This is a genomic window from Escherichia sp. 94.0001 (assembly GCF_013369155.2).
Classification (GTDB): Bacteria; Pseudomonadota; Gammaproteobacteria; order Enterobacterales; family Enterobacteriaceae; genus Escherichia; species Escherichia coli_F.
The window spans coordinates 16,753-37,746 of the sequence record NZ_JABWMS020000005.1 but is presented as its reverse complement, the minus strand read 5'-3'; the positions used below and the strand labels follow the sequence as shown (position 1 = coordinate 37,746).

The window sequence follows — 20,994 nt, the reverse complement described above, 5'->3', positions numbered from 1 at the left end:
TTTCACTGGTTAAGACTTCGTAGACTGCTCAAAGCGGCGCAGTAACTGGTTCCCACGCTCAACGGCGGTATCCAGCGCCTGCTGTGGCGTCTTCTTACCGGTCCACACGCTTTCCAGCTCTTCATCCACAATCACGCGGATCTGCGGCATATTGCCCAGACGCAGCCCTTTGGTGAACGGCAACGGCGGCTTGTTCAGCATCTGACGCGTCGCGGTATCCGCCCCTGGGTTTTTCTCGTAAAAGCCCTGCTCACGGGTCAGGTCATACGCCGCTTTGGTGATTGGCAGATAACCGGTTTTCTGATGCCACTCGGCAGCGTTTTCTGGCTTCGCGAGGAAGTCGAGGAACTTCGCCACGCCGGTGTAAGTTTCTTTATCTTTGCCCTGCATCACCCACAGGCTGGCTCCGCCGATAATGGCGTTTTGTGGCGCATCTTTCGCGTCGGCGTCGTATGGCATCATGCCTACGCCGTAGTTGAATTTGGCGTACTCGCGAATGTTGGCAAGAGAACCCGAAGAGGCGGTCGTCATCGCGCAATCACCGTTATAGAACTTCTCGGTAGATTCATCCTTACGCCCTACGTAACTGAAATCGCCCTTCTTGTTCATCTCTTCGAGCATGGCGATGTGTTTCACCTGCTCCGGCTTGTTGAACTCAAGCACCGCGTCCGTGCCGTCAAAGCCGTTGTTTTTGCTGGCAAACGGCAGACCGTTCCAGGCGCTAAAGTTTTCCAGTTGGATCCAGCCCTGCCAGCCGCTGGCGTAGCCGCACTTCATACCGGAGGCTTTCAGTTTCGCGGCATAGTCTGCCAGATCCTGCCAGGTTTTCGGCGGCTGTTCCGGGTCTAATCCCGCTTTCTTGAAAGCATCTTTGTTGTAATAGAGAACAGGAGTCGAGCTGTTGAACGGCTGGGAGAGTAAGTGGCCGGTTTTGCTGTCGGAATAGTAACCTGAAACCGTCGGCACAAACTGCGACTCATCGAATTGAATCCCCGCTTCTTTAAACACGTCATACACCGGTTTAATGGCTTTCGACGCCATCATGGTGGCGGTGCCAACTTCATAAACCTGCAAAATAGCCGGCGCGTTGCCGGTACGAAATGCGGCAATCCCCGCACTTAAATTCTGTTCGTAGTTGCCTTTATAGGTCGGTACAATTTTGTAATCCGGGTTTTCGGCGTTAAAACGTTGGGCCAGAGAATCCACCTCTTTACCCAGTTCCCCTTCCATAGAATGCCAGAACGGAATGGTCGTCACTGCCTGTGCATTCCCCATTAACGCCAGTCCGAGCGCCAGTGCTGAAGCTGTATAATGTAACGGTTTCATCGTTTATCTCTCTTGTTGTACCGAATGCGCGAATTCACGCTTTTTATGCTCGCGGGGTAACATGACATGCTCGAATTACAGAAAAATAACTTTTTTGTTACATTTTTAAGATAGTAAGGTGTCAGAAAGATGACAAGGCAGTGACGGCGTGGGTGAGGGAAATTGGGAGATGGGGCACGGATATCCCGAGAATGCACTGAAAAGAGGCGATTAACGGCCAGCTAATCGCCAGAACTCCTTACCATGAAGAGCAAAAATGGCAGCAAATTCTGCGTCCAGTTTTGCTGCCCGATGAGAGCTACATTTTTCAATTTTAACAAAAGATTGCCGCGACACTGGTCTAACGGCAAAGAAGATTTTCATTGCACCACACTCTGCTTCAGCCGTTCATTGGCGGTCTTAATCCACTCCCGGTGGTGTTTTCTATAATGAGGTCTTGAGCGTTTAGCCGTATCAACTACAGCAACATACTGCTCGTTGGCTTCACGTAACCGACTCATTTTCGCCAACATTTCCGCATAGTAAATACGTGCCTGCGGGCCGGGGTAATAAGAAACAAGCACCTCAAACTCGCTTTCCGCATCAGCGTATTTTTCTTGTGCGGCTAACACTCTGGCAAATAACAAATGCCCGTCTGCCGACTGAAAATCGGGGTTATAACGCATCACATCTTCCAGCGTCTGCTGACAGGCGGCGAACTCCTGAATAGCAAATTGCGCCTGCGCCAGGCTTAACATCATTACCGCTTCATGGGCGAAAATTCCGCTTAACGCCTGCTGATAATGGGGAACGGCTTCGTGATAACGCCCAAGGCGCGCCAGTTCGTTAGCTAACGCATAATGGTTTTGATTGGTCTCGGCAATCGCCAGCTCTTCGGTTAATTTGTGCAGGTGGCGTTCCGGGCTGATTTTGTCCTGCAGGCGCATCAGCAAAGTACGCCCGTGACGGTCAGCGCCCGTTTCAGGCAGCATAACCATGACGAAATACGCCACGCAGCCAATCACCGGAAAACAGAAGATAATAAAAATCCAGTATCGCTCTTGTCCGGTACGGTAAGCGTGAATACAGCAAAGCAGTTCAAGCATGACGACAACGGCATAATGCATGGGAGGGAACCTTTCCGTGGCAAATAAGTGGTCTGGTTTTAATCCTCCCGGTCAGTTGAAACAAGTCTGTATACGGACGAAGAACCCGGCAGAAGCTGGCTGCCGGGTATTCGATAATTTACCCGCCTAAATACGCACTTCTCACCGCTTCGTTTGCCAGCAGCGCATCGCCGGTATCGGAGAGCACCACATGACCGTTTTCCAGCACGTAGCCGCGATCAGCGAGCTTCAGCGCCTGGTTGGCGTTCTGCTCGACGAGGAAGATGGTCATCCCCTGCTCGCGCAGCTGCTCGATGGTGTCGAAAATTTGCTGGATGATAATCGGCGCAAGACCGAGCGATGGCTCATCAAGCAACAATAAACGCGGGTTGCTCATCAAAGCGCGACCAATCGCCAGCATCTGCTGTTCACCGCCGGACATGGTGCCTGCCCGCTGAACACGGCGCTCATGCAGACGTGGAAACAGTTCATAAACCCACTTTATGCGTTCCTGGAACTGGTCACGTTCAGCAAAAAAACCGCCCATCGCCAGGTTCTCTTCCACCGTCATGCGTGAGAAGACGCGGCGTCCTTCCGGGACAATCGCCACCGCTTCGCGCATGATTTTCGCCGTCTGCCAGTCGGTAATGTCTTTATCATCAAACACAATTCGCCCGCTGGTGGCGCGCGGGTCGCCACATAACGTGCCGAGCAAGGTCGTTTTTCCCGCCCCGTTCGCGCCAATGAGGGTGACAATCTCGCCCTGATTGATATGCAGGCTCACCTCATGCAGCGCCTGGATTTTGCCGTAGTGGGCGCTGACTTTGTCAAAGGACAACATGACTTTTTCCATCTTATGCCTCACCTAAATAGGCACGGATCACGTCCGGGTTATTACGGATCTGCTCCGGCGTACCGTTTGCCAGCGGCGTCCCCTGATTGACCACGTAAATTCTGTCTGAAATCCCCATCACCAGCTTCATATCGTGTTCAATCAACAAGATAGTGGTGTTGTGATGGTTACGCAGTTCGGCAATCAGCTCATCCAGCTCTTTCGTCTCTTTCGGGTTAAGACCTGCTGCCGGTTCGTCGAGCATTAAAATCTCCGGCTGCGTCACCATACAGCGGGCAATCTCCAGACGACGCTGGTCACCATAGGCCAGGTTGCTCGCCTGGCGGTTGGCGTGTTCGAGCAAACCAATGCGCTCAAGCCAGGTGGCGGCGCGGTCGAGCGCTTCACTTTGGGCGCGACGGAAGGATGGCGTTTTCAACAGGCCAGAGAACAGCCCGGTTTTCAGTTGCTGATGCTGCGCCACCAGCAGGTTTTCAATCACCGTCATTTCACGGAACAGACGCACATGCTGGAAGGTGCGCACCACGCCCATGCGGGCGATTTGCTGCCCCGGTAAACCTTCCAGATGCTGATCGCGCAGTAAAATGGTGCCGCCGGTGGGTTTGTAGAAACCGGTCAGGCAGTTAAAAACCGTGGTTTTTCCGGCACCGTTAGGGCCGATTAACGAGACGATCTCCTGCGGGTACAGTTCAAGATTGACGTTATTCACCGCCAGCAGGCCGCCGAAGCGCATCATCAGGCCGTTAACAGATAATAATGGCTGACTCATGCCTGCTCTCCTTTCGCTGCGCCGTTTTTCAGCTTGAGTTGCGGGCGCGTCATGGGCAGCAAGCCCTGCGGACGCCAGATCATCATCAGCACCATCAAACCACCGAGCATTAACATGCTGTATTCGTTGAAATCACGCATCAACTCTCGCGACACCACCAGCAAAATTGCCGCCAGAATCACTGCAAATTGCGAACCCATACCGCCGAGCACCACTATCGCCAGCACAAAGGCTGATTCGGCAAAGGTGAAGGATTCCGGGCTGACAAAGCCCTGACGCGCAGCAAACAGCGTTCCGGCAAAACCCGCAAACGCGGCACTGATGGTAAAAGCGGTCAGCTTGATACGACGCGGACTTAAGCCCAGCGAACGACAGGCGATTTCATCTTCACGCAACGCTTCCCACGCGCGGCCCAGCGGCATTCGCAGTAAGCGGTTAATGACAAACAGGCTTAACACCACCAACAGTAACGCCACCAGGTAGAGGAAGATGACGCGATCGGACGGGTCGTATTTCAGGCCAAAGAAATTGCTGAACGTATCCCAGCCGCCTTCGCGGGCGGTGCGACTGAACTCGAGTCCGAAGAGCGTCGGTTTCGGGATCTGACTAATTCCGTTCGGGCCGCCGGTAATTTCGGTGTTATTGAGCAACAATATGCGCACAATTTCGCCGAAACCGAGGGTAACGATCGCCAGATAGTCACCGCGCAGACGCAACACCGGGAAGCCGAGCAGGAAGCCCGCCGCCGCCGCCATCAACCCGGCAATCGGCAGACAGGTCCAGAAGCCGAGACCGTAATAGTGATTGAGCAAGGCAAAGGTGTAAGCGCCGATGGCGTAAAAACCACCGTAACCCAGTACCAGTAAGCCAGACAGCCCCACCACCACGTTCAGCCCGAGGCCGAGGATAATGTAGATCATAGTCAGGGTGGCGATATCCACCGTCCCGCGCGACACCATAAACGGCCACGCCACCGCAAGCACCAACAGTGCGACGAGGAACAGCTTTTGCTTCACCGTGGAGCCATCAATTGCGGGCAGAATAAACTTCGGCCCGGAAACGCTTTTCAATCCTTTCTGAAACGCAGGTCGCACAAGCTGGAAGAAAAAGACCACCGCCGTGCCAATAAACACCCACTGCCAACGGATGTCCGAAGCCGTATCGACCACCAGTTTGGTGCCGTCCAGCTCCAGTTGCACACCCATAAAGACGCCCGCGAGAACAAAGAACATGGCGGCAGAGAGCAGCGCCATTGCAATATGCATCGGTTTCATACTTTCTCTACCTCCGGGCGACCCAGAATACCGGTCGGCATCACCAGCAGTACCAGAATCAGCAGGGCAAATGAAACCACATCCTTATATTCCGTACTCAGATAGGCAGAAGAGAGCGCTTCCGCAATCCCCAGGATCAGGCCGCCAATCATCGCTCCCGGAATACTGCCAATCCCACCGAGTACCGCAGCAGTAAAGGCTTTCATCCCGGCCATAAAGCCGATGTAGGGGTTAATTACGCCATAGAACTGACCGAGCAGCACACCCGCCACCGCCGCCATCGCCGCGCCAATCACAAAGGTCAGCGCAATCACCCGGTCAGTGTTGATGCCAAGCAGGCTCGCCATTTTCAGGTCTTCCGCGCAGGCACGACAGGCGCGCCCCATGCGGGAATAGCGGATGAAAATTGTCAGCGCCAGCATAGCAAGGAAGGTAACAATCCAGATAACTGCCTGCATGGTGGTAATAGAGGCAGAGAAGTTCTCACTATGGCCCACAACCCACTGACCGTTAAACAGGCTGGGTAGCGCCACGTCGCGCGAACCTTCGGTCAGGCTGACGTAGTTTTGCAGGAAGATGGACATGCCGATTGCCGAGATGAGCGCAATCAGGCGTTTAGAGTTACGCACCGGGCGATAGGCCACCCGTTCGATACTCCAGCCGTAGGCGCTGGCAATGACGATTGCGCCGACGAATCCCGCCGCCACCAGCAGCCAGCCGGTATCAATGCCCAGCATCATCAGTGCGGCGATGATCATAAAAGAGACGTAGCTGCCAATCATATAAACCTCGCCGTGGGCGAAGTTGATCATGCCGATAATGCCGTAAACCATGGTGTAGCCGATGGCTATCAGCGCGTAGGTACTGCCCAGCGTGACGCCGTTAAACATCTGCTGCAAGAAATACAAAAACTGCTCAGACATAAGGTAACCTTTCTAAAACCGCCCGCATTTCACGGGCGGTGGGATGATCACTTGGCTGCCGTCGATGAACCGTCGGCGTGCCACTGGAAGACACCAAAATCAAATCCCTTAAGATCGCCTTTTTCATCCCAGTTCAGCGGCCCAATCACGGTGTTTGCACCGTTAGCTTTTAAATCTTTCACCAGCGCCAGCGGCTCATCGCTGCCGGTACGCTCAAGGGCAGTCGCCAGAGATTGCACCGCCGCGTAGGTGATCCAGACATAAGGTCCGGACGGATCTTTCTTGTCTGCTTTCAGCGCATCAACGATGCCTTTGTTTGCCGGGTCCTGGTCATAGCGTTTTGGCATAGTGACCAACATACCTTCGGCGGCATCACCAGCAATGTTCGACAGCGACGCATTACCCACCCCTTCCGGCCCCATAAACTGAGTTTTCAGGCCAACGGAACGGGCCTGGCGCAGCATCTGCCCCATTTCCGGGTAGTAACCGCCGTAGTAAACGAAGTCGATATTTTCTTTTTTCAGGCGGGCGATCAGCGCGGAGAAATCTTTCTCACCAGCGGTAATACCGTCGAAGAAGACGACGTTGGCATTGGCTGCTTTCAATCCGTCCTGCACCGAACGCGCCAGCCCTTCGCCATACTGTTGTTTGTCGTGAATGATGGCGATGCGCTGGGGCTTCACCGTCTCAAGAATGTATTTTGCCGCTGTTGGCCCCTGGGAAGAGTCCAGCCCGGCAGTACGCATGATGTGTTGATAACCGCGTTGAGTCAGCTCCGGGTTGGTCGCCCCCGGCGAGATCATCAAAATACCTTCATCTTCGTAGATATCTGATGCAGGTTGGGTAGAAGAAGAACACAGATGACCAATAACGTATTTAATGCCGTCGTTAACGATTTTGTTGGCGACCGCAACGGCTTGTTTCGGGTCGCAGGCGTCGTCATATTCCACGCCCACCAGCTTATCGCCTTTAATTCCCCCTTTGGCATTAATGTCTTTAATCGCCTGACGCGCGCCGTTAAATTCCATATCGCCCCACTGGGCAATCGGACCGGACATCGCGCCGACAACGGCAACTTTAATATCGTCGGCCATAGCGGTGTGTGAAATTGTCAGTGCAATCATCCCTGCGATGATAGTTTTCGCATTCCGTTTCATAGTCAAAAATCCCCATTCGTGATGTTGTGTTGCTTTGTTTTTATGTGTTAACAAATCAGACTGTACTTTTTTTATACTGCACTGTTTTTGCCTGTCGGATTAAGGGTTTAGCGCAGTGTTTTGTGATAATAGCGATTAAAATCCCTATTTTTCAGTCGATTAAGAACAGATAATATTCTGAATTTATTGATAGATAAACAGAAAAAAGCGCCGTTGTCAGCATAAAATAACGGTACAAAGGGCGGAATAATTCACTACCATTCAGGGGATTATGCTGGACATTTTTCATTCTCTAATGTTTTTAATTTGTAATTATTGCTGTTAAAAAATTAATCACCTGCCAAAAGAAATAAAAAAGAGAAAGCCTCCGATTAAATTATTTCGCTACACTGGTTCCACTTTTGTGATTTACACGGGTTCCCCATGAAGCTGACCATCATTCGATTAGAACACTTTAGCGACCAGGACCGGATTGATCTGCAAAAGATCTGGCCGGAGTACTCCCCTTCCTCTTTACAGGTTGACGATAACCACCGCATCTACGCCGCGCGTTTTAACGAGCGCCTGCTCGCGGCCGTGCGGGTAACCTTAAACGGCACCGAGGGGGCACTGGATTCCCTGCGCGTGCGGGAAGTCACCCGCCGTCGCGGTGTGGGGCAATATCTGCTGGAAGAGGTTTTGCGTAACAATCCTGGCGTTTCAGGCTGGTGGATGGCAGATGCAGGCGTGGAAGATCGCGGCGTGATGACGGCGTTTATGCAGGCGCTGGGGTTTACGGCACAACAGGGCGGCTGGGAGAAGCGTTAATCGTCAAGTTTGATTTCAAAAGTGATGACCAACGAGAAATGGCCTGATGCGCTACGCTTATCAGGCCTACAATGTGTGCTGCAATTTACTGATTTCTTTGGATCTTGTAGGCCGGATAAGGCGTTTACGCCGCATCCGGCATGAAGCATGCGTACTCGATATTAGCAATTTGGCGGCAACCCAAAGTTGCCGATTAATGATTACTTCGCATCGGTCGCCGTGCCGTTGGCGTGCCAGTCAAATACGCCGAACTCAAAGCCTTTCAGATCGCCTTTCTCATCCCAGGTCAGCGGCCCCATCACGGTATCCACGGAGTTCGCTTTCAGGTATTTGGCGATTTCAGCCGGATCGTCAGACTGATTCAGGCCCGCCTGCAAAGATTGCAGCGCGGCGTAGGTGGTCCAGACGAACGCGCCGCTTGGGTCCTGTTTTTTCGCTTTGATCGCGTCAACAATTGGTTTGTTCGCCGGAACCTGATCGTAGTTCTTCGGCTTGGTTACCAGCAACCCTTCAGCTGACTCGCCCGCAATGTTAGACAGCGAGACGTTAGCCACGCCTTCCGGCCCCATAAACTGGGTTTTCAACCCTGCCGCGCGTGCCTGACGCAGGATCTGCCCCATTTCCGGGTGGTAACCGCCGTAGTAAACGAAGTCGATATTCTCTTTCTTCAAACGCGCCACCAGCGTTGAGAAATCTTTTTCCCCGGCGGTGATGCCATCAAAGAACACTACGTTAGCATTGCCTTTCTTCAGGCCGTCCTGCACCGCTCGCGCCAGGCCTTCGCCGTACTGCTGTTTGTCGTGAACGATAGCAATACGCTGCGGTTTCACTTTCTCAAGAATATATTTCGCCGCCGTCGGCCCCTGGTCGGAGTCCAGGCCGGTGGTGCGCAGGATCAGCTGATAGCCACGGGCGGTCAGCTCTGGCGCGGTTGCCGCTGGGGTGATCATTAAAATGCCTTCGTCTTCGTAGATGTCAGACGCTGGCTGCGTTGATGAAGAACAGAGGTGGCCAATGACATATTTAATGCCGTCATTAACGACTTTGTTCGCCACCGCAACCGCCTGTTTCGGGTCACAGGCATCGTCATATTTTACGATTTGCAGTTTGTTGCCTTTCACGCCGCCTTTAGCGTTAATATCCGCAACTGCCTGCTCTGCGCCAGTAAACTCCTGGTCGCCATACTGGGCCACCGGACCGGACATTGCGCCCACAACCGCGACTTTAATATCTTCTGCCAGAGCCATATTGCTGAATGCCAGCGCGATACATCCTGCCAGTAACGCTTTACCCTTTATATTCATCCTGAGAATCCCCATTCATCTGGTTATTACGTGTGTTGTGATGTTGTTGTTCAGCACTTTATTTCGTTTTATGCATGACTACCCGTGCTTTAGCAGCATACTCTGCTAAAACATACCCGATTTTTATGATATTGGAATAGCTATTTTGACAGTTTATTAACAATCTGCGTGGGGATTGGCGTTTTGTCGGAGGGGGTAATTGATTATTGCAGAGGTCCAAAAAACAAAAACCCCGGACTCTCATCCAGGGTTCTCTGATTAATAGTGGAAATTACGCTTCAATAGCAGCGCGAAGTTTTTTCATCGCGTTCTTTTCCAGCTGGCGCACACGCTCAGCGGAAACACCGTAACGGTCAGCCAGTTCCTGCAACGTGGACTTGTTGTCTTCGTCCAACCAGCGTGCGCGGATAATGTCCTGGCTACGCTCATCCAGGCCCTGCATCGCGTCGGTCAGACGGTTTGCCGCCTGCTCTTCCCAGTTATCATCTTCAATGCCGTCGGCAAAGTTGGACGATTTATCCTGCAGATAGAGCACCGGAGCCATCGGCTGGCTGTCGGAATCGTCATCGGAAGACAGGTCAAAGGTCATGTCCTGTGCCGCCATACGCGATTCCATCTCACGTACGTCTTTGCTGGTTACGCCCAGTTCACGGGCCACCATTTCGACTTCATCCTGATTAAACCAGCCCAGACGCTGCTTGGTTTTACGCAGGTTGAAGAACAGTTTGCGCTGCGCTTTGGTGGTCGCAACTTTGACGATACGCCAGTTGCGCAGAACGTATTCGTGGATCTCTGCTTTGATCCAGTGAACGGCGAAGGAGACCAGGCGCACACCCACTTCCGGGTTAAAACGGCGCACTGCTTTCATCAGGCCGATGTTACCTTCCTGAATCAAATCCGCCTGTGGCAGGCCATAGCCCGCATAATTACGAGCAATATGAACAACAAACCGCAGGTGAGACAGGATCAGCGTTTTTGCTGCTTCCAGATCGCCATGGTAATGCAGCTTTTCAGCCAGCGCCCGCTCCTCGTCAGCCGACAACATCGGCCACGCGTTAGCTGCCCGGATGTAGGAATCCAGGTTGCCAACAGGGGCTAAAGCTAAACTTTGCATTTTGTCAGTCATTCAAATCCTCTCAATCGATATCTTCTGGCGCTTCAGTGGTAGCAACAACTGTGCCAGAGCTTAAGAGCAACGAGGTTATCATTCACTGTTTTATCAGACCGTGATTTTATCCACAAGTTCAATGCAACGCTGTGAATAAATTACGCACAAAATGTGACATAGAGATGAAATACCGGGAAGAGACAACGGGGTCTCTTTCCCTGCTACGGAACCCATTGCAGGGAAAGAGTATAACACGCTTTTATTATTCAGGCGTAAAGTGGCGTAAATGTTGTACCGTGGCAAGCCAGGCTGCCACCCAGCCAATCATCGAGCATACCAGCAGCAATAGCAGGCATTCATCGAAAGATAAGCCATTGATATCAAACTTCGTTCCGAAAACCTGTGCCACTTCCGCAACCGCCGAAGACAAACGCAGGACCAGAATTTCCGACAAAATTAATGACAGCAATGCGCCAGAAAATCCCAGCAATGCGCCACCGTACAGGAATGGGCGCAGGATGAAACCATCTGTCGCACCAATCAGTTTCTGTACGTTAATGGAGTCACGGCGAGCAAAGATGCTCAGACGCACACTGTTACCGATGACGAGGAACACTGCCGCCACCATCAATACGCCGATCATTGCCGAAACGCGCCCGACCAGCCCGGTCAACGCCGCCAGACGGGCAAACCAGCTGTCATCCATTCGCACTTCGTCAATGCCGTTGATCTGGGTGATACGATCGCGCAAGGTATTCAGTGACTCGGTCCCCTGAAAATCGAGTTTCGGGATTACCACCGCCACTGCCGGAAGCGGGTTTTCTTCCAGCATATCCAGCGCACCACCAAAACCAGACCAGTTACGGAACTCGCCCAGTGCGTCTTCACGAGAAAGATAATTCACTTTCTCTACGCCTTGCTCGGCCTGCAACTGTGCCACCACGCCCGCAGCGGCGTCATCGTCCAGCGTTTTTTGCAGATAAACGGTGATTTGCGGTGACGGATAATACTGCGTCGCCGCCTGGTTAACGTTTTTGTACACCATATAACAGACGCTGGGCAGCGTCAGAGAGATGGCGATAACCATCACCGTTAAAAACGTGGCGAACGGTTTGCTTTTCAGATCCTGCAAAGCGCCGTGGAAAGCATAGCGCACCTGTTCGTTGAAAACGTTAGTTTTGCGGTTTACCGGTTTTGGCGAGGATTTCGCGCGTTTCGGCGCATTACGACCGCCGTCGCCAGAGCCGCCGACCGATTTACGGAAGCGATCCAGACGCCCGCCAAACTGCCGGATATGATTGATTGCATCGCGCTTATTCATGGCCCACGCCTCCATGCAAGTGACCATCGCTCAGGGTGAGCATGCGATAGGAACGCCGCGAAATCAGGTTGATGTCGTGCGTTGCCATCAATACGGTTACCCCAACGCGGTTAAATTCTTCAAACAGACGTAGAATTCCTTCTGACAACGCGTCGTCAAGGTTACCGGTCGGTTCATCCGCCAGCAGTACCGCGGGTTTGTTCACCACCGCGCGGGCAATGCCAACACGCTGTTGTTCACCGCCGGAAAGCTGAATAGGGAAGTTCTTCGCTTTGTCCAGTAGCCCGACTTTATCCAGCGCCGCCGATACACGACGACGAATATCGTCACCGCTGGCACCGGCGATAATCAGCGGGATCGCCACGTTATCGTAGACAGTACGGTCCATCAGTAGATGGTGATCCTGGAAAATCATGCCAATCTGGCGGCGCAGAAACGGAACTTCACGGTTTTTCAGACGCGTGATGTCATGGCCGCTAAACCAGATTTTCCCGGCGCTGGGCCGCTCAATCCCACAGATCAGCTTCAGGAGGGTACTTTTCCCTGCGCCGGAATGACCGGTCAGAAACGCCATCTCACCCGGCTGCATATGGAACGTAACGCCCTGCAGCGCCTGTCTCCCACCGAGATAAGCCTTGCTGACATGTTCAAAGCGAATCATTGTTAATCCTCTCGGGCAAAAAGTGCCTCTATAAAGTCGTCCGCTTTAAACGGACGCAAATCCTCAATACGTTCGCCGACACCAATGTAGCGGATAGGGATACCAAACTGGTCAGCCACCGAGAAAATTACCCCGCCTTTCGCCGTGCCGTCCAGTTTCGTTAGCGTGATGCCGGTTAAGCCAACGGCTTCGTGGAACAGTTTGGCCTGGCTTACTGCATTCTGCCCGGTACTGGCGTCGATAGTCAGCATAACTTCATGCGGAGCTTCAACGTCGAGTTTCTTCATCACGCGGACGATTTTCTTCAACTCTTCCATCAAGTGCGATTTGTTCTGCAGGCGTCCGGCGGTATCGGCAATCAGAACGTCGATGTTACGCGCTTTAGCGGCCTGAATGGCGTCGAAGATAACAGAAGCGGAATCCGCACCGGTATGCTGGGCAATCACCGGAATATTATTACGCTGACCCCAGACCTGAAGCTGTTCAACCGCTGCTGCACGGAAAGTATCGCCCGCCGCCAGCATCACTGATTTACCCTGCTGCTCAAACTGACGCGCCAGCTTACCGATCGTCGTGGTTTTACCCACACCGTTGACGCCCACCATCAGGATCACGAACGGCGTTTTACCTTCAACGTTCAGCGGTTCATCGACTTTCGCCAGAATCTCACCCATCTCTTCTTTCAGTAGGCCATAGAGCGCCTCGGCATCACGAAGCTGCTTGCGGGTCGCACCTTCTGTCAGATTGGTGATAATTTTACGCGTGGTTTCCACGCCCACATCGGCGATGAGCAATTGCTCTTCCAATTCTTCAAACAGATCATCGTCGATTTTTTTACCGCGGAACAGGCTGATAAATCCGGAACCGAGGTTTTCTTTGGTTTTTAACAGGCTGCGTTTCAGGCGCGCGAAGAAACCTTCTTTGGTCGGTTTTTCCTGCTCCTGAGCGATTTCTTCCACCGGCTGCTCTTCTTCTGCCGGAGGAACCACCATCACCGCCTCTTCTGCCGCTTCGGCAGCCAGCGCCTGTGCTTCCAGCTCTTCGTCGGTGATTTCGTCTTTAGCCGCTTCTTCTTCCGCCGCTTCGACAATCTCTACGGTTTCCGCTTCGGCCTGCCACTCTTCTGGCGAAACCTCTTCGGCTTTGACGTCTTCCGGCAACGGCAGCTCTTCACGCTCGATAGCCACAGGCTCTGGCGTAACTTCAGGTTCAATGACTGACGCTGGCGTTTCTTCAACTATCGTTTCCGGCTCAGTAATAACTTCCGGTTCAGCAACAGCTTCAGGCTGCGCTTTTTCACTTTCAGCAACCTGTTCAGTAACTTCCACAACGTCGGCAGCAAAAGTTTCCGCCTCGGCTTCAGTATGCGCCTGCGGCTGCTCTTCAACGGCTTGTTCAGAAGCCTTCGCAGGCTCTTGCGCCGGAACGATTTCTTCTACAACCGGTTGTTCGTTCTGGACTTCTGTCTCTTTTTCCGGGGTCTGCTCTTTTTGACCAAAGCCCAGCCAGGAAAAAAAGCCACGTTTTTTTTCTTTCGCCATTTGCGACTACACTCCTCGCTGTTGCTTCATGGCACAGCGTTAACGCTATGTACATAGCAGCTAAAAAAATGATGAAATAGTCTATCACTTAACTTAATTCACATCACCGCCTGCAAGTATGTGTTATCTGGCGGATTGAGCAATTTATCATGAAAAAACCGAATCATTCCGGCAGCGGCCAAATCCGCATTATTGGCGGGCAGTGGCGAGGCCGTAAACTCCCGGTTCCTGATAGCCCAGGTCTGCGCCCCACCACCGACCGCGTACGCGAAACGTTGTTTAACTGGCTGGCTCCGGTCATTGTTGACGCCCAATGTCTGGATTGCTTCGCCGGGAGCGGCGCGCTGGGGCTGGAAGCGTTATCGCGCTACGCTGCGGGGGCCACGTTGATTGAGATGGATCGCGCGGTTTCTCAACAGTTAATTAAGAATCTGGCGGCACTAAAAGCAGGCAATGCACGCGTGGTGAACAGCAACGCGATGTCATTCCTGGCGCAAAAAGGCACTCCGCATAATATCGTTTTTGTCGATCCACCGTTCCGCCGTGGCTTGTTAGAAGAGACGATAAATTTACTGGAAGATAACGGCTGGCTGGCTGACGAAGCCCTGATTTATGTCGAAAGCGAAGTCGAAAACGGGCTACCCACCGTTCCGGCGAACTGGTCATTACATCGGGAAAAAGTGGCAGGTCAGGTGGCTTACCGCCTGTATCAACGCGAAGCACAAGGAGAAAGTGATGCTGATTAATATTGGTCGTGTGTTAATGCTCTGTGTTTGGGGATTTTTAATCCTCAACCTGGTGCATCCCTTCCCGCGTCCGCTGAATATTTTCGTTAACGTGGCGCTGATTTTCACCGTGCTGATGCATGGTATGCAGCTGGCGCTGTTGAAATCCACTTTACCGAAAGATGGCCCGCAGATGACCACCGCCGAAAAGGTGCGCATTTTCCTTTTCGGCGTGTTTGAACTGCTGGTCTGGCAGAAGAAATTTAAAGTTAAAAAATAACCTTATTGTTCGCCAACAAAGCTGACAAAGCGCGTTCCTTTATAGCTCAGCGTACCTTTATCGCCCACTGTCAGGGCATGGTACTGCTGGGCGTCGAGGCGAAAGGTCTGTTCCATTCCTCCGCTTTGCGGTTTGAAGCTCGCCTCATAGCGCATGCTGGTACCAGCCGGTGTCACTTCCTGCTGGCGCGAACGGCGATCGTTAATCGGTTTTTCCCGCTTATTGCTCACCACCACCAACTTTTGCTGGAGTGGCGCTATATCATTATCAGCTTTTTCCCGTCGTTGTTGCATAAAACGAAACGATGCGGCGACGATGATTAAGCCAATGATAACAATAAAGAAAAGAGGTGGTTTGCTCATCTTAATCCCTCATCGGAAAATGCGGAAATAAGCATACCCTGCCAGTTATGGTGTTGTCATCCGTCCACCCTCGCCACTAAACTGGAAGCAAGACCGTAGGCATTCCGCTTACGAAAAAATAACGAATTCAAGGAACTAAGATGCTTTGGTCGTTTATCGCTGTCTGTCTTTCCGCATGGCTATCTGTGGATGCATCGTATCGTGGGCCAACCTGGCAACGCTGGGTATTTAAACCATTAACCCTTCTTCTCCTGCTGTTGCTGGCCTGGCAAGCGCCGATGTTCGACGCCATTAGCTATCTGGTGCTGGCGGGGCTGTGCGCCTCACTGCTGGGCGATGCGCTAACCCTGTTGCCACGTCAACGTCTGATGTACGCCATCGGCGCGTTTTTCCTCTCGCACCTGCTTTACACCATCTATTTCGCCAGTCAGATGACGCTCTCTTTCTTCTGGCCTCTGCCACTGGTATTGCTGGTTCTGGGCGCGCTGTTACTGGCGATTATCTGGACGCGTCTGGAAGAGTATCGTTGGCCTATCTGCACGTTTATCGGCATGACGCTGGTGATGGTATGGCTGGCAGGTGAACTGTGGTTCTTCCGTCCAACCGCTCCGGCACTTTCTGCATTTGTCGGCGCTTCGTTGCTGTTTATCAGTAACTTTGTCTGGCTGGGTAGCCACTATCGCCGACGCTTCCGTGCGGATAACGCGATTGCCGCCGCTTGTTATTTTGCCGGACATTTCCTCATCGTCCGCTCGCTGTATCTCTGATAAAACTTGACTCTGGAGTCGACTCCAGAGTGTATCCTTCGGTTAATGAGAAAAAACTTAACCGGAGGATGCCATGTCGACTCCTGACAATCACGGCAAGAAAGCCCCTCAATTTTCTGCGTTCAAACCGCTAACCACGGTACAGAACGTCAACGACTGTTGCTGCGACGGCGCATGTTCCAGCACGCCAACGCTCTCTGAAAACGTCTCCGGCACCCGCTATAGCTGGAAAGTCAGCGGCATGGACTGCGCCGCCTGCGCGCGCAAGGTAGAAAATGCCGTGCGCCAGCTTGCAGGCGTGAATCAGGTGCAGGTGCTGTTCGCCACCGAAAAACTGGTGGTTGATGCCGACAATGACATCCGTGCACAAGTTGAATCTGCGGTGCAAAAAGCGGGCTATTCCCTGCGCGATGAACAGTCCGCCGACGAACAACAAGAATCACGCCTGAAAGAGAATCTGCCGCTGATTACGCTAATCGTGTTGATGGCAATCAGCTGGGGTCTGGAGCAGTTTAATCATCCGTTCGGTCAACTGGCGTTTATCGCGACCACGCTGGTTGGGCTGTACCCGATTGCTCGTCAGGCATTACGGCTGATCAAATCCGGCAGCTACTTCGCTATTGAAACCTTAATGAGCGTAGCCGCTATTGGTGCGCTGTTTATTGGCGCAACGGCTGAAGCTGCGATGGTGTTGCTGCTGTTTTTGATTGGTGAACGACTGGAAGGCTGGGCCGCCAGCCGCGCGCGTCAAGGGGTCAGCGCGTTAATGGCGCTGAAACCGGAAACCGCCACGCGCCTGCGTAATGGCAAGCGTGAAGAGGTAGCAATTAACAGCCTGCGTCCGGGCGATGTTATCGAAGTTGCGGCAGGTGGGCGTTTACCTGCCGACGGTAAACTGCTCTCGCCCTTTGCCAGTTTTGATGAAAGCGCCCTGACCGGCGAATCCATTCCGGTGGAGCGCGCGACGGGTGATAAAGTTCCTGCAGGCGCCACCAGCGTAGACCGTCTGGTAACGCTGGAAGTGCTGTCAGAACCGGGTGCCAGCGCCATTGACCGGATTCTGAAACTGATCGAAGAAGCCGAAGAGCGCCGCGCGCCCATTGAGCGGTTTATCGACCGTTTCAGCCGTATTTACACGCCAGCGATTATGGCCGTCGCCCTGCTGGTGACGCTGGTGCCACCGCTGCTGTTTGCCGCAAGCTGGCAGGAGTGGATTTATAAAGGGCTGACGCTGCTGCTGATTGGCTGCCCGTGTGCGCTGGTGATCTCAACACCTGCGGCGATCACCTCCGGGCTGGCGGCAGCAGCGCGTCATGGGGCGTTGATTAAAGGCGGTGCGGCGCTGGAACAACTAGGTCGTGTTACCCAGGTGGCGTTTGATAAAACCGGCACGCTGACCGTCGGTAAACCGCGCGTTACCGCGATTCATCCGGCAACGGGTATTAGTGAATCTGAACTGCTGACACTGGCAGCGGCGGTCGAGCAAGGCGCGACGCATCCACTGGCGCAAGCCATCGTACGCGAAACACAGGTTGCTGAACTCGCCATTCCCGCCGCCGAATCACAGCGGGCGCTGGTCGGGTCTGGTATTGAAGCACTGATTAACGGTGAGCGCGTGTTGATATGCGCTGCCGGAAAACATCCGGCTGTTGCATTTGCTGGTTTAATTAACGAACTGGAAAGCGCCGGGCAAACGGTAGTACTGGTGGTGCGTAACGATGAAGTGCTGGGTGTCATTGCATTGCAGGATACCCTGCGCGCCGACGCCGCAACTGCCATCAGCGAACTGAGCGCCCTGGGTGTCAAAGGGGTGATCCTCACTGGCGATAATCCACGCGCCGCGGCGGCAATTGCCGGGGAGTTGGGGCTGGAATTTAAAGCGGGCCTATTACCAGAAGATAAAGTCAAAGCGGTGACCGAGCTGAATCAACATGCGCCTCTGGCGATGGTCGGTGACGGTATTAACGACGCGCCAGCGATGAAAGCCGCCACCATTGGGATTGCAATGGGCAGTGGCACAGATGTGGCGCTGGAAACCGCCGATGCAGCATTAACCCATAACCACCTGCGCGGCCTGGCGCAGATGATTGAACTGGCACGCGCCACTCACGCCAACATCCGCCAGAACATCACCATTGCATTGGGGCTGAAAGGGATCTTCCTCGTCACCACGCTATTAGGAATGACTGGCCTTTGGCTGGCGGTGCTGGCAGATACGGGTGCGACGGTGCTGGTGACAGCGAATGCGTTAAGATTGTTGCGCAGGAAGTAAAGGTGTTGCCTGATAGCCTCTGGCTATCAGGCTTAGTGCTGGGCCGGGAACGGCGGCATAGTCAGGAAAGCATAATAAAGCGCTAACATCAGAATGACGGAGATAACACAGCATGCAGCAACCAGGCGGGATGCTATGGATGGCCTTTTGAACATCAACCACAGGGCATAAGCAAGCCCGACACCGTTAAGTAAAGGTAAAAAAATCATTAGCCAGAGCCAACCCCAGGCAAGTACCCCCAGCCATCCCCCCACGACGATAAAAACAGGGATCAGCCAATTGGGGGTGAAGATCGCGAGCAATCCCAGCAATGCCAGACAAACTGGAATTAAATAATCCATTTGTGCATTCCATTACGTTTGCGTGCCGGATGCGGCGTAAACGCCTTATCTGGCCTACACAGGGCATTGAACTCGTAGGCATGATAAGACGCGACAGCGTCGCATCAGGCATCCACACACAACCGCCGGATGCGGCGTGAACGCCTTATCCGTCCTACACAGAGCATAGAACTCGTAGGCATGATAAGACGCGACAGCGTCGCATCAGGCATTGTGCACCGTATCGCCAGATGCAGCTTGAACGCCTTATCCGTCCTACAAACCGGTTTCAAGCAGCAACATTGAGTGCGATCGGTCCCCTCACCCTAACCCTCTGGGGAGAGGGTTAGGGTGAGGGGAACAGTCCGTGATCCACCTTAACCACCTTTACGAATCAAATAACGATAAGGCAGTCCATCGGTCTCTTTCGCAACCAGTTCGTGTTCCATAAAGGTACAAAACCCAGGAATATCGCGTGTCGTCGCCGGATCGTCAGCAATAATCAGCAACGTTTCACCTGGCTGCATATTGCGCACAGTTTTGCGCACCATCATTACTGGTTCCGGGCAGCGCAGGCCAAGTGCGTCGAGTGTGTGGTCAGGGCTGGAAAAGAGATCGGTCATTTTCTTCTCATCACATAAAAAAACGGCGCTAGTTTACGCCCTGTGAGTCCGTAAGCAAACCAGGTTAACGATTGCGTGAAAATTAACCATTGCATTGTCAACGTAAAGCAGTATCATGCGGCGGCTCGAAAAAAGGGTCAGCACGTTATTATGTTAAGGTAACAGACGTGTCGTACGTATTGGGTTCCCTCACCCCAATGGTTAATCAAAAAGGTACAATATGAACGTTTTCTCGCAAACTCAACGCTATAAAGCGTTGTTCTGGTTATCGTTATTTCATCTGTTGGTGATCACCTCCAGTAACTATCTGGTTCAGCTTCCCGTATCCATTTTTGGTTTCCATACCACCTGGGGCGCGTTTAGCTTTCCGTTTATTTTCCTTGCTACCGACCTGACTGTGCGTATTTTTGGCGCACCGCTGGCCCGTCGTATCATCTTTGCGGTGATGATCCCGGCGTTACTGATCTCCTACGTCATCTCGTCGCTGTTCTATATGGGTTCCTGGCAGGGATTCGGCGCGCTCGCCCACTTCAACCTGTTTGTCGCCCGTATCGCCACCGCCAGTTTCATGGCCTACGCGCTGGGGCAAATCCTCGACGTGCACGTTTTTAACCGCCTGCGTCAGAGTCGTCGCTGGTGGCTGGCACCGACGGCTTCCACCCTGTTTGGGAACGCCAGCGACACGCTGGCCTTCTTCTTCATTGCCTTCTGGCGCAGCCCCGATGCCTTTATGGCTGAACACTGGATGGAAATCGCGCTGGTCGATTACTGTTTCAAAGTGTTAATCAGTATCGTTTTCTTCCTGCCAATGTATGGCGTATTACTCAATATGCTGTTGAAAAGACTGGCAGATAAATCCGAAATCAACGCTTTGCAGGCGAGTTAAAGGTTCGTTATCAGAGTTGTGATAAGATGGATGAATGAGCCGTTATGGCCGTTTATCGAAAGGAAGAAGTCAATGCGCAATCTGGTTAAATATGTCGGAATTGGCCTGCTGGTTATGGGGCTTGCGGCCTGTGATGATAAAGACACTAACGCTACGGCGCAGGGTTCGGTCGCGGAAAGTAACGCTACCGGGAATCCCGTCAACCTGCTTGATGGCAAGTTAAGTTTCTCGCTGCCAGCGGATATGACCGACCAGAGCGGTAAGCTGGGAACGCAGGCTAATAACATGCATGTCTGGTCCGACGCCACCGGGCAAAAAGCAGTCATCGTCATCATGGGCGATGATCCGAAAGAAGATCTGGCGGTGCTGGCGAAGCGCCTGGAAGATCAGCAACGTAGCCGCGATCCGCAGCTGCAAGTGGTAACCAATAAAGCCATTGAGCTGAAAGGTCACAAAATGCAGCAGTTAGACAGCATTATCTCCGCGAAAGGCCAGACGGCGTACTCTTCCGTTATTCTGGGTAACGTGGGTAATCAACTGCTGACCATGCAAATTACGCTGCCAGCTGACGATCAGCAAAAAGCACAGACCACCGCAGAAAACATCATTAATACGCTGGTTATTCAGTAA

Annotated in this window: 22 protein-coding genes; 7 read left to right on the top strand and 15 right to left on the bottom strand. The window is 52.9% G+C overall.

Translation table 11 applies throughout. From position 1 onward, the window contains the following. Positions 1-9 precede the first annotated feature (9 nt). The 7 genes from ugpB to livK form a co-directional block, all read right to left on the bottom strand. Complete coding sequence (ugpB, locus tag HEN33_RS04165; RefSeq protein WP_000803191.1) at positions 10-1,326, bottom strand: sn-glycerol-3-phosphate ABC transporter substrate-binding protein UgpB; 1,317 nt, start codon at positions 1,324-1,326, stop codon at positions 10-12. Between the two features lie 359 nt (positions 1,327-1,685). Then, the gene (locus HEN33_RS04160) at positions 1,686-2,432 is read right to left on the bottom strand and encodes a tetratricopeptide repeat protein (protein WP_176262960.1); all 747 of its coding nucleotides are present in this window, start codon (positions 2,430-2,432) and stop codon (positions 1,686-1,688) included. 118 nt (positions 2,433-2,550) lie between these two features. Then, a complete protein-coding gene (gene livF, locus HEN33_RS04155; protein WP_000416895.1) occupies positions 2,551-3,264 on the bottom strand; it encodes a high-affinity branched-chain amino acid ABC transporter ATP-binding protein LivF in 714 nt (237 codons plus the stop codon). Position 3,265: 1 nt separating this feature from the next. After that, a complete protein-coding gene (livG, locus tag HEN33_RS04150; protein WP_000082101.1) occupies positions 3,266-4,033 on the bottom strand; it encodes a high-affinity branched-chain amino acid ABC transporter ATP-binding protein LivG in 768 nt (255 codons plus the stop codon). After that, positions 4,030-5,307, bottom strand: coding sequence for a branched chain amino acid ABC transporter permease LivM (livM, locus tag HEN33_RS04145; RefSeq protein ID WP_000803807.1), 1,278 nt, complete (start codon positions 5,305-5,307; stop codon positions 4,030-4,032). The genes livG and livM overlap by 4 nt, the downstream gene beginning before the upstream one ends. Beyond that, positions 5,304-6,230, bottom strand: coding sequence for a high-affinity branched-chain amino acid ABC transporter permease LivH (livH, locus tag HEN33_RS04140; RefSeq protein WP_001295097.1), 927 nt, complete (start codon positions 6,228-6,230; stop codon positions 5,304-5,306). Before livH ends, livM begins: the two co-directional genes overlap by 4 nt. A gap of 47 nt (positions 6,231-6,277) precedes the next feature. Next, entirely contained in the window at positions 6,278-7,387 is a 1,110-nt protein-coding gene (gene livK, locus HEN33_RS04135; protein ID WP_001353622.1) for a high-affinity branched-chain amino acid ABC transporter substrate-binding protein LivK, read from the bottom strand. Between the two features lie 423 nt (positions 7,388-7,810). Between livK and panM the strand changes: the two genes are divergently transcribed. Beyond that, the gene (gene panM / locus HEN33_RS04130) at positions 7,811-8,194 is read left to right on the top strand and encodes an aspartate 1-decarboxylase autocleavage activator PanM (protein WP_000778764.1); all 384 of its coding nucleotides are present in this window, start codon (positions 7,811-7,813) and stop codon (positions 8,192-8,194) included. Between the two features lie 200 nt (positions 8,195-8,394). Here panM and livJ read toward each other — a convergent pair whose 3' ends face one another. The 5 genes from livJ to ftsY form a co-directional block, all read right to left on the bottom strand. Next, positions 8,395-9,498: a branched chain amino acid ABC transporter substrate-binding protein LivJ gene (gene livJ, locus HEN33_RS04125; protein WP_001022009.1), complete on the bottom strand. Its 1,104-nt coding sequence runs from the start codon at positions 9,496-9,498 to the stop codon at positions 8,395-8,397. Between the two features lie 271 nt (positions 9,499-9,769). Continuing rightward, positions 9,770-10,624, bottom strand: coding sequence for an RNA polymerase sigma factor RpoH (gene rpoH, locus HEN33_RS04120; RefSeq protein WP_000130217.1), 855 nt, complete (start codon positions 10,622-10,624; stop codon positions 9,770-9,772). Between the two features lie 244 nt (positions 10,625-10,868). Next, a complete protein-coding gene (ftsX, locus tag HEN33_RS04115) occupies positions 10,869-11,927 on the bottom strand; it encodes a permease-like cell division protein FtsX (RefSeq protein ID WP_001042003.1) in 1,059 nt (352 codons plus the stop codon). Beyond that, positions 11,920-12,588 carry a cell division ATP-binding protein FtsE gene (gene ftsE / locus HEN33_RS04110; RefSeq protein WP_000617723.1) on the bottom strand — a complete coding sequence of 223 codons (669 nt, stop codon included), beginning with the start codon at positions 12,586-12,588 and terminating at the stop codon, positions 11,920-11,922. Before ftsE ends, ftsX begins: the two co-directional genes overlap by 8 nt. Before the next feature lie 2 nt (positions 12,589-12,590). Further along, entirely contained in the window at positions 12,591-14,129 is a 1,539-nt protein-coding gene (ftsY, locus tag HEN33_RS04105; RefSeq protein ID WP_001040621.1) for a signal recognition particle-docking protein FtsY, read from the bottom strand. A gap of 149 nt (positions 14,130-14,278) precedes the next feature. On the opposite strand from ftsY, the gene rsmD reads away from it, so the two are divergent. After that, positions 14,279-14,875: a 16S rRNA (guanine(966)-N(2))-methyltransferase gene (gene rsmD / locus HEN33_RS04100; RefSeq protein WP_176262961.1), complete on the top strand. Its 597-nt coding sequence runs from the start codon at positions 14,279-14,281 to the stop codon at positions 14,873-14,875. Further along, positions 14,865-15,134 carry a DUF1145 family protein gene (locus HEN33_RS04095; protein ID WP_002432827.1) on the top strand — a complete coding sequence of 90 codons (270 nt, stop codon included), beginning with the start codon at positions 14,865-14,867 and terminating at the stop codon, positions 15,132-15,134. Before rsmD ends, HEN33_RS04095 begins: the two co-directional genes overlap by 11 nt. 2 nt (positions 15,135-15,136) lie before the next feature. On the opposite strand, the gene HEN33_RS04090 is transcribed toward HEN33_RS04095, so the two are convergent. Beyond that, positions 15,137-15,496 (bottom strand): DUF2500 domain-containing protein, encoded by a 360-nt coding sequence (locus tag HEN33_RS04090; RefSeq protein ID WP_000042869.1) that lies wholly within the window; start codon positions 15,494-15,496, stop codon positions 15,137-15,139. A 140-nt stretch (positions 15,497-15,636) separates the two neighbouring features. Between HEN33_RS04090 and HEN33_RS04085 the strand changes: the two genes are divergently transcribed. Next, positions 15,637-16,263, top strand: coding sequence for a lysoplasmalogenase (locus HEN33_RS04085; protein ID WP_000964718.1), 627 nt, complete (start codon positions 15,637-15,639; stop codon positions 16,261-16,263). A 73-nt stretch (positions 16,264-16,336) separates the two neighbouring features. Further along, positions 16,337-18,535: a Zn(II)/Cd(II)/Pb(II) translocating P-type ATPase ZntA gene (zntA, locus tag HEN33_RS04080; RefSeq protein WP_176262962.1), complete on the top strand. Its 2,199-nt coding sequence runs from the start codon at positions 16,337-16,339 to the stop codon at positions 18,533-18,535. A 32-nt stretch (positions 18,536-18,567) separates the two neighbouring features. Here the strand turns inward: zntA and HEN33_RS04075 are convergent, their stop codons facing one another. Beyond that, positions 18,568-18,876, bottom strand: a complete 309-nt coding sequence (locus tag HEN33_RS04075) for a hypothetical protein (protein ID WP_032303952.1) — start codon at positions 18,874-18,876, stop codon at positions 18,568-18,570. Between the two features lie 356 nt (positions 18,877-19,232). Continuing rightward, the gene (gene tusA / locus HEN33_RS04070) at positions 19,233-19,478 is read right to left on the bottom strand and encodes a sulfurtransferase TusA (protein WP_000130621.1); all 246 of its coding nucleotides are present in this window, start codon (positions 19,476-19,478) and stop codon (positions 19,233-19,235) included. A 220-nt stretch (positions 19,479-19,698) separates the two neighbouring features. Between tusA and HEN33_RS04065 the strand changes: the two genes are divergently transcribed. Together HEN33_RS04065 and dcrB are read left to right on the top strand one after the other, a co-directional pair. Next, a complete protein-coding gene (locus tag HEN33_RS04065) occupies positions 19,699-20,364 on the top strand; it encodes a 7-cyano-7-deazaguanine/7-aminomethyl-7-deazaguanine transporter (RefSeq protein ID WP_176262963.1) in 666 nt (221 codons plus the stop codon). A 72-nt stretch (positions 20,365-20,436) separates the two neighbouring features. Further along, a complete protein-coding gene (gene dcrB, locus HEN33_RS04060; RefSeq protein ID WP_001245295.1) occupies positions 20,437-20,994 on the top strand; it encodes a phage sensitivity protein DcrB in 558 nt (185 codons plus the stop codon).

Coding starts and splice junctions, on each gene's coding strand:
- ftsE (WP_000617723.1), bottom strand. CDS start 12,588: ATGATTCGCTTTGAACATGTCAGCAAGGCTTATCTCGGTGGGAGACAG.
- HEN33_RS04090 (WP_000042869.1), bottom strand. CDS start 15,496: ATGAGCAAACCACCTCTTTTCTTTATTGTTATCATTGGCTTAATCATC.
- livM (WP_000803807.1), bottom strand. CDS start 5,307: ATGAAACCGATGCATATTGCAATGGCGCTGCTCTCTGCCGCCATGTTC.
- rsmD (WP_176262961.1), top strand. CDS start 14,279: ATGAAAAAACCGAATCATTCCGGCAGCGGCCAAATCCGCATTATTGGC.
- HEN33_RS04075 (WP_032303952.1), bottom strand. CDS start 18,876: ATGGATTATTTAATTCCAGTTTGTCTGGCATTGCTGGGATTGCTCGCG.
- ftsX (WP_001042003.1), bottom strand. CDS start 11,927: ATGAATAAGCGCGATGCAATCAATCATATCCGGCAGTTTGGCGGGCGT.
- tusA (WP_000130621.1), bottom strand. CDS start 19,478: ATGACCGATCTCTTTTCCAGCCCTGACCACACACTCGACGCACTTGGC.
- livJ (WP_001022009.1), bottom strand. CDS start 9,498: ATGAATATAAAGGGTAAAGCGTTACTGGCAGGATGTATCGCGCTGGCA.
- livK (WP_001353622.1), bottom strand. CDS start 7,387: ATGAAACGGAATGCGAAAACTATCATCGCAGGGATGATTGCACTGACA.
- HEN33_RS04065 (WP_176262963.1), top strand. CDS start 19,699: ATGAACGTTTTCTCGCAAACTCAACGCTATAAAGCGTTGTTCTGGTTA.
- ugpB (WP_000803191.1), bottom strand. CDS start 1,326: ATGAAACCGTTACATTATACAGCTTCAGCACTGGCGCTCGGACTGGCG.
- HEN33_RS04095 (WP_002432827.1), top strand. CDS start 14,865: ATGCTGATTAATATTGGTCGTGTGTTAATGCTCTGTGTTTGGGGATTT.
- rpoH (WP_000130217.1), bottom strand. CDS start 10,624: ATGACTGACAAAATGCAAAGTTTAGCTTTAGCCCCTGTTGGCAACCTG.
- livH (WP_001295097.1), bottom strand. CDS start 6,230: ATGTCTGAGCAGTTTTTGTATTTCTTGCAGCAGATGTTTAACGGCGTC.
- HEN33_RS04160 (WP_176262960.1), bottom strand. CDS start 2,432: ATGCATTATGCCGTTGTCGTCATGCTTGAACTGCTTTGCTGTATTCAC.
- ftsY (WP_001040621.1), bottom strand. CDS start 14,129: ATGGCGAAAGAAAAAAAACGTGGCTTTTTTTCCTGGCTGGGCTTTGGT.
- dcrB (WP_001245295.1), top strand. CDS start 20,437: ATGCGCAATCTGGTTAAATATGTCGGAATTGGCCTGCTGGTTATGGGG.
- HEN33_RS04085 (WP_000964718.1), top strand. CDS start 15,637: ATGCTTTGGTCGTTTATCGCTGTCTGTCTTTCCGCATGGCTATCTGTG.
- livF (WP_000416895.1), bottom strand. CDS start 3,264: ATGGAAAAAGTCATGTTGTCCTTTGACAAAGTCAGCGCCCACTACGGC.
- panM (WP_000778764.1), top strand. CDS start 7,811: ATGAAGCTGACCATCATTCGATTAGAACACTTTAGCGACCAGGACCGG.
- livG (WP_000082101.1), bottom strand. CDS start 4,033: ATGAGTCAGCCATTATTATCTGTTAACGGCCTGATGATGCGCTTCGGC.
- zntA (WP_176262962.1), top strand. CDS start 16,337: ATGTCGACTCCTGACAATCACGGCAAGAAAGCCCCTCAATTTTCTGCG.